Source organism: Pseudomonas sp. EGD-AK9, assembly GCF_000465935.2.
Classification (GTDB): Bacteria; Pseudomonadota; Gammaproteobacteria; order Pseudomonadales; family Pseudomonadaceae; genus Aquipseudomonas.
Window position 1 is genome coordinate 1 of the sequence record NZ_AVOF01000236.1, and the last position, 5,240, is coordinate 5,240.

The 5,240-nt window shown below is 68.7% G+C and carries 8 protein-coding genes; 3 read left to right on the forward strand and 5 right to left on the reverse strand.

All coding sequences use genetic code 11. From position 1 onward, the window contains the following. On the forward strand, positions 1-277 hold a 277-nt coding region (locus N878_RS11995; RefSeq protein ID WP_031303086.1), incomplete at its 5' end, for an NAD(P)/FAD-dependent oxidoreductase. 188 nt (positions 278-465) lie between these two features. On the opposite strand, the gene N878_RS12000 is transcribed toward N878_RS11995, so the two are convergent. The 3 genes from N878_RS12000 to N878_RS12010 form a co-directional block, all read right to left on the reverse strand. Then, the gene (locus N878_RS12000) at positions 466-1,809 is read right to left on the reverse strand and encodes a DEAD/DEAH box helicase (protein WP_021443896.1); all 1,344 of its coding nucleotides are present in this window, start codon (positions 1,807-1,809) and stop codon (positions 466-468) included. Positions 1,810-1,944: 135 nt separating this feature from the next. Next, complete coding sequence (locus N878_RS12005) at positions 1,945-2,544, reverse strand: PolC-type DNA polymerase III (protein WP_021443897.1); 600 nt, start codon at positions 2,542-2,544, stop codon at positions 1,945-1,947. An 8-nt stretch (positions 2,545-2,552) separates the two neighbouring features. Beyond that, complete coding sequence (locus N878_RS12010; RefSeq protein WP_021443898.1) at positions 2,553-3,032, reverse strand: NYN domain-containing protein; 480 nt, start codon at positions 3,030-3,032, stop codon at positions 2,553-2,555. Between the two features lie 118 nt (positions 3,033-3,150). Between N878_RS12010 and N878_RS12015 the strand changes: the two genes are divergently transcribed. Both N878_RS12015 and N878_RS12020 read left to right on the forward strand, forming a co-directional pair. Continuing rightward, the gene (locus tag N878_RS12015; RefSeq protein ID WP_021443899.1) at positions 3,151-3,816 is read left to right on the forward strand and encodes a YciC family protein; all 666 of its coding nucleotides are present in this window, start codon (positions 3,151-3,153) and stop codon (positions 3,814-3,816) included. Between the two features lie 33 nt (positions 3,817-3,849). After that, a complete protein-coding gene (locus tag N878_RS12020; RefSeq protein ID WP_021443900.1) occupies positions 3,850-4,284 on the forward strand; it encodes a VOC family protein in 435 nt (144 codons plus the stop codon). A gap of 15 nt (positions 4,285-4,299) precedes the next feature. On the opposite strand, the gene N878_RS26815 is transcribed toward N878_RS12020, so the two are convergent. Then, complete coding sequence (locus N878_RS26815) at positions 4,300-4,431, reverse strand: hypothetical protein (RefSeq protein ID WP_021443901.1); 132 nt, start codon at positions 4,429-4,431, stop codon at positions 4,300-4,302. A 52-nt stretch (positions 4,432-4,483) separates the two neighbouring features. After that, the coding region (locus N878_RS12025) for an SDR family oxidoreductase (protein ID WP_021443902.1) at positions 4,484-5,240 on the reverse strand (757 nt) is incomplete at its 5' end.

Consider the following 5,240-nt stretch of genomic DNA (forward strand, 5'->3'; position numbering starts at 1 on the left):
CTTCGCCGATCCGCCCGCCCTGGCGTCCTGGATCAAGGCGCTGCCGCTCACCCTGCTGCGCCCACGGCCGCTGGCCGAGGCGATCAGCAGCGCCGGCGGGGTACCCTTCGAGGCGCTCGATGACGGCCTGATGCTCAGGGCGCTGCCCGGGGTGTTCTGCGCCGGCGAAATGCTCGACTGGGAGGCGCCCACCGGCGGCTACCTGCTCACCGCCTGCTTCGCCAGCGGCCGGGTCGCGGCGCAGGGTGTGCTCGACTGGCTGAAGATCCCGCTGTAGAAGCCCGCTTGCGGACGATCCGCTTAGTGCGAGCACCGATCGCCCGCAAGCGGGCTGCTGCAAAACGATCGAGGCAGTTTGTAGCCCGGATGAAATCCGGGGCATATCGGCGCAACGCCCCGGATTGCATCCGGGCTACGGCTCTAGGTTTCTTGCGCCATGGCCGCGAGCGTTTCCAGTAAGCGCCCCTACTTCTTGCCACCCTTGGGCTTGCCGCCGAAGCTCGGCACCTTGCGCACCGCCTTGGCCTTGGGCTTGGCATCCTCTTCCTCGAACCAGCGGCCGAGGTGGATATTGCCCTTGCCGGCCGGCTTGGCCGCGCCGGGGATGAGTTTCTGCTTGGGCTTCTTCGGTTTTTTCAGCACCTGGCCGCCGACCGCCGTCAGCGGTACGCGGTGGTCGGGGATGAAATCAGGCTCGTCGACGCGCTTGATCAGCTGCTGGGTGAGGTTCTCGATGGCCGCCAGCTGCTCCACCTCGTCGGCGCACACCAGCGAGATCGCCTCGCCCGTGGCGCCGGCGCGACCGGTGCGGCCGATGCGGTGCACGTAGTCCTCGGCGTTGATCGGCAGATCCAGGTTGACCACCAGCGGCAGGTCGTCGATATCCAGCCCGCGCGCGGCCACGTCGGTGGCCACCAGTACCTGCACCTCGCCGGCCTTGAAGCGCTCCAGCGCACGCAGGCGCGCCGGCTGCGGCTTGTCGCCGTGGATCGAGTCGGCGGCCACACCGATGGCCAGCAGCTCCTGTTCGAGCTGATCGACCCCCTTGCGCGTCTTGGCGAACACCAGCACCTGGCCCCAGCGTTTTTTCTGCAACAAGTGCAGAAACAGCTCGCCCTTGCGCTTCTTGTCCACCGGGATCAGCCACTGCTTGACGCTCTTGGCCGCGGCGTTGCGCGGGCTGACCTCGACCGACAGCGGGTCGCGCAGCAGCTCGCCGGCCATCTGCCGGATAACGTCGGAGAAGGTGGCGGAGAACAGCAGGGTCTGGCGCTTTTTCGGCAGGGCGCTGAACAGCTCGTCCAGCTCACGGGCAAAACCCAGGTCGAGCATGCGGTCGGCCTCGTCGAGCACCAGGCACTGCAGCTGGTTGAACCTGACCGCGTTCTGCCGGTACAGGTCGAGCAATCGCCCCGGCGTGGCCACCAGCACGTCGACGCCCTTGCGCAGCTTCATCATCTGCGGGTTGATGCTGACCCCGCCGTACACCGCGTAGCAGCTCAGCGGCAGGTGCTGGCCGTAGACCAGGAAGCTCTGCAGTACCTGCTCGGCCAGCTCGCGGGTCGGCGCCAGCACCAGCGCGCGCACCGAGTTGCTCGCCACCTGCGGGCCTTCCAGGGTCAGGCGCTGCAGCAGCGGCAGGGCGAAGCCGGCGGTCTTGCCGGTGCCGGTCTGCGCCGCGGCCATCAGGTCGCGGCCCTTGAGCACGGCGGGAATCGCCTGGCTCTGCACCGGGGTCGGGGTCTGGTAGTCGAGGCCGACGAGGCTGCGCAGCAGCGGCTCGATCAGGCCGAGGGAGGCGAAGGTCATGGGGGGCAACCGGTCGAAAAGAAACAGGCGCGCAGTTTACCCGGTCTGCGCCCATGGCAGGGACGAAGCTGGTATTCACCTGGCCCGGATGCAATCCGGGGAGGTTGGCCGCAAAGCCATCCGGGCCACGACTCGCTAGCCGGCGGTCAGCAGCGCGCGCACCTTGGCCGCCGACAGCTTCTGCAACTGGCAGAGCAATGCGTGATCGGCCTGGTGCCGACCGTGACGGCGGCGCAACAGGTCGAACAGGTGCAGGGTCAGGTTGGCCGCCATCTCGGCATCGGCCAGGGCGCGGTGGGCGCGGCCGGTGTCCGGCAGCCCGGCCCAGCGGTTGAGGTTGCCCAGCTTGTGGCTCGGCGCCTCCGGCAGCAGGCGCCGCGACAGCAGCAGCGAGCAGGCGAACGGCTGTCGCCGGCGACGGCGGATGCGCGCCAATTCGGCGTCCCAGAATTTCTGGTCGAAGGCGGCGTTGTGCGCCAGCAGCGGCCGCTCGCCGATAAAGTCGGCCACCTCGGCCATCACCTGGTCGGACGGCGGCGCCGCGCGCAGCATGGCGTTGCTGATGCCGGTGAGCTGCTCGATAAAGGGCGGCACCCAGGCGCCGCTGTTCATCAGGCTCTGGTAGCGGGCGACGATCTGCCCGCCCTCGATGATGGCCACGCCGATCTCGGTGGCACGGGCCTGGTCCGGCGACACGCCGGTGGTTTCGAAGTCGATGACGGCAATGGATTCCACGAATGTCCTCAATGACTCTTGAGCAGCAGACTGCCCTCGATGGGCACGTAACGGCTGGCGGCGCGGATCAGCGATTGCGCGGTCAGCCCCGGCACGCCGTAGGCGATCGCCTCGGTGCCGCGCTGGCGCACGCGCTCGAGCAGCAGGTCGAAATCGCCGTCGCCGGAGGCCAGCACCACCACGTCGACCCGCTCGGCGGCGTCGAGCACGTCGATGCAGATGCCGACGTCCCAGTCGCCCTTGGCCGAGCCGTCGCTGCGCTGGATATAGGGTTTGAGCTTCACGGTGAAGCCGAGCTTGCGCAGGATCTGCTGGAACTGCTGCTGCTTGGCGTCGCCGCGCTCGATGGCATAGGCGTAGGCCTCGACGATCTGCCCCTGGCGGCTGACGTCGGCCCAGAAGGCGGCGTAGTCGAAATGGCAGCCATGGGCCTGGCGCACCGTGTAGTAGAGGTTCTGTACGTCGGCGAATACGGCGATCTTCTTCACCGGGCATCCTCGGTCGGCGGGCGGAAAGCCCTGCCAGTATGCCAGAGCATTGCCATCAGCGCGGAGCGCGCGGCGCCTCTGCTACAGTGCGGGTCTTCGCCTTTGCCGAGTTCTGCCGATGAATCCACTGCCGATCCTGCGCGATGCCTGGTTCTTCTTCAGCCACAACCTGGCGGCCATAGCCCGCCTGTGCCTGCCGCTGCTGCTGGCCGAGGCCATCGCCCAGGCGCTGCTGGCGGCTCAGCTCGGCGAAGGCGCCAATCCGGCCTACGGCATCCTCCTCGGCGTACTCTTCTATCCGCTCTACGCCGCGCAGCTGATCCTCTTCCTCGACGCCCGCAGCAACGGCCGCGCAGCGACCGGCAACGAGCTGTTCGCCGCCGCCCTGCGCCTGTGGCCGGGATTCGCCCTGCTGGCCGGGCTGAGCACCCTGGCGATCCTGCTCGGGCTGTCGCTGCTGGTGCTGCCGGGCATCTGGATCATGGTCAAGCTGGCCTTCGCCGAGCTGCTTCTGGTGCTGCGCGGGCAGCCGCCGATGAGCGCCCTGCGGGGCAGCTTCGAGTTGACCAATGGGCGCTTCTGGGAGGTGTTCAGCTGCCTGGCCGGCGTGCTGGTGCCGCTCTGGCTGCTCGACTGGTGGACCCTGCCGAGCCGCGACGACAGCCTGCTGTGGGTGCTGCAGCAGACGGCCAGCGGCTTCCTCCAGCTGTTCGCCCTGGTGGTGCTGTTCCGCCTGTTCATGCTGCTCAACCGGCAGCAGGCGCAACGGCAAAACAGCGACTAGGCTTGGCCGTCTCGCCAACCAAGGAGCCCCGTCATGAGCGACGCCAACCCCAGCATCCTGTCCCACGTATCCATCGGCACCAACCGTTTCGAGGCGGCCTGCGACTTCTACGCCAAGGTGCTGGCCACCCTCGGCTGCAAGGAAATCATGCGTCACCCCGGCGCCGTGGCCTTCGGCCGCGAGTACCCGGAGTTCTGGGTGCAGACGCCGATCGACGGCCAGCCGGCGACCCTCGGCAACGGCAGCCATTTCGGTTTCGTCGCCCCGGACAAGGCCGCGGTGCACGCCTTCCACCAGGCCGCACTGGCCGCCGGCGCCCGCGACGAGGGTCAGCCGGGGCCGCGCCCGGAGTATGGCGAACCCTATTACGGCTGCTTCGTGCGCGATCTCGACGGGCACAAGATCGAGGCCGCCTACTGGGACATGGATCTGGTTCAGCAGCTCTACGGCGAGCCGCATAACCACTAGCCGGGGCGCCGCCGGTTACTGGCGCGCCGCCACCGGCTGGTAGCGCAGCGCGGTGCGGCGCAACAGCTCCGCCAGCAGGTCGATATCCAGGCCCTGCAGCTCGCCGCTTGCACTCTCCATGCGAAACGGCGGCCACAGGTCGGTCATCACCCGCAGCGGCGCGTTCTCGGCCCGGCACAGCGGCGCCAGCAGAAGCGCATCAGCCCCGCCCCGAACCCTGCGGTTTGAGCCCGGACAGCCGCGGCAGCAGCACCCGCTCGAACAGCCGCGGGAAGAAGCGCGCCAGCACCCGCGCGCGCCAGTCGACGTTGGACAGCACCAGCAGGCGCCGGCGCCTCAGGGCGCCGTGGTAGATGGCCTCGGCGACGTCCTGCGGCGAGGCCACCTTGCCCATCGCCAGCGGCGGCTGGGCGGCCACCGAACCGTCGCCGACCAGGGCGTTCTTGCGCAGGTCGGTGGCGGTGAAGCCGGGACACACCAGCATGACGTTGACCCCCGAGCCCTTGAGCTCGTAGCGCAGGGTCTCGAACAGGCCGTGCAGGGCGTGCTTGCTGGCGTTGTAGGCGCTGCGGTAGAGCAGCGGGGCGATGCCCGACAGCGAACTGAGCACGATGATCTGCCCACCGCGGGCGATCAGGCTGGGCAGCGCCGCCTGGGTGCAATGCAGCGCGCCGAAGTAGTTGACCGCCATGACCCGCTGGAACACCTCCAGGCTGGTGTCGGCGAAGGTGCTGCGGTGGGTGATGCCGGCGTTGTTGACCAGCACGTCGATGCCGCCGAAACGCTCGATGGCCAGGGCCACCGCGCGCTGCACCGCGGCGGCGTCGGCGACGTCGCAGAGCAGGCCGAGGGCCTCGGCGTTGTGGTGATCGGCCAGGTGCTGCACCAGGCTGTCGAGCGCCGCCTGCTGCAGATCGAAAATCACCAGGCGCGCGCCGGCCTGGTGATTTTCGATC

What these genes read in the sequence shown, in the direction of transcription:
- N878_RS26815 (WP_021443901.1), bottom strand. Translation starts at nt 4,431, where the DNA reads ATGACCGACCTGTGGCCGCCGTTTCGCATGGAGAGTGCAAGCGGCGAG.
- N878_RS12020 (WP_021443900.1), top strand. Translation starts at nt 3,850, where the DNA reads ATGAGCGACGCCAACCCCAGCATCCTGTCCCACGTATCCATCGGCACC.
- N878_RS12015 (WP_021443899.1), top strand. Translation starts at nt 3,151, where the DNA reads ATGAATCCACTGCCGATCCTGCGCGATGCCTGGTTCTTCTTCAGCCAC.
- N878_RS12000 (WP_021443896.1), bottom strand. Translation starts at nt 1,809, where the DNA reads ATGACCTTCGCCTCCCTCGGCCTGATCGAGCCGCTGCTGCGCAGCCTC.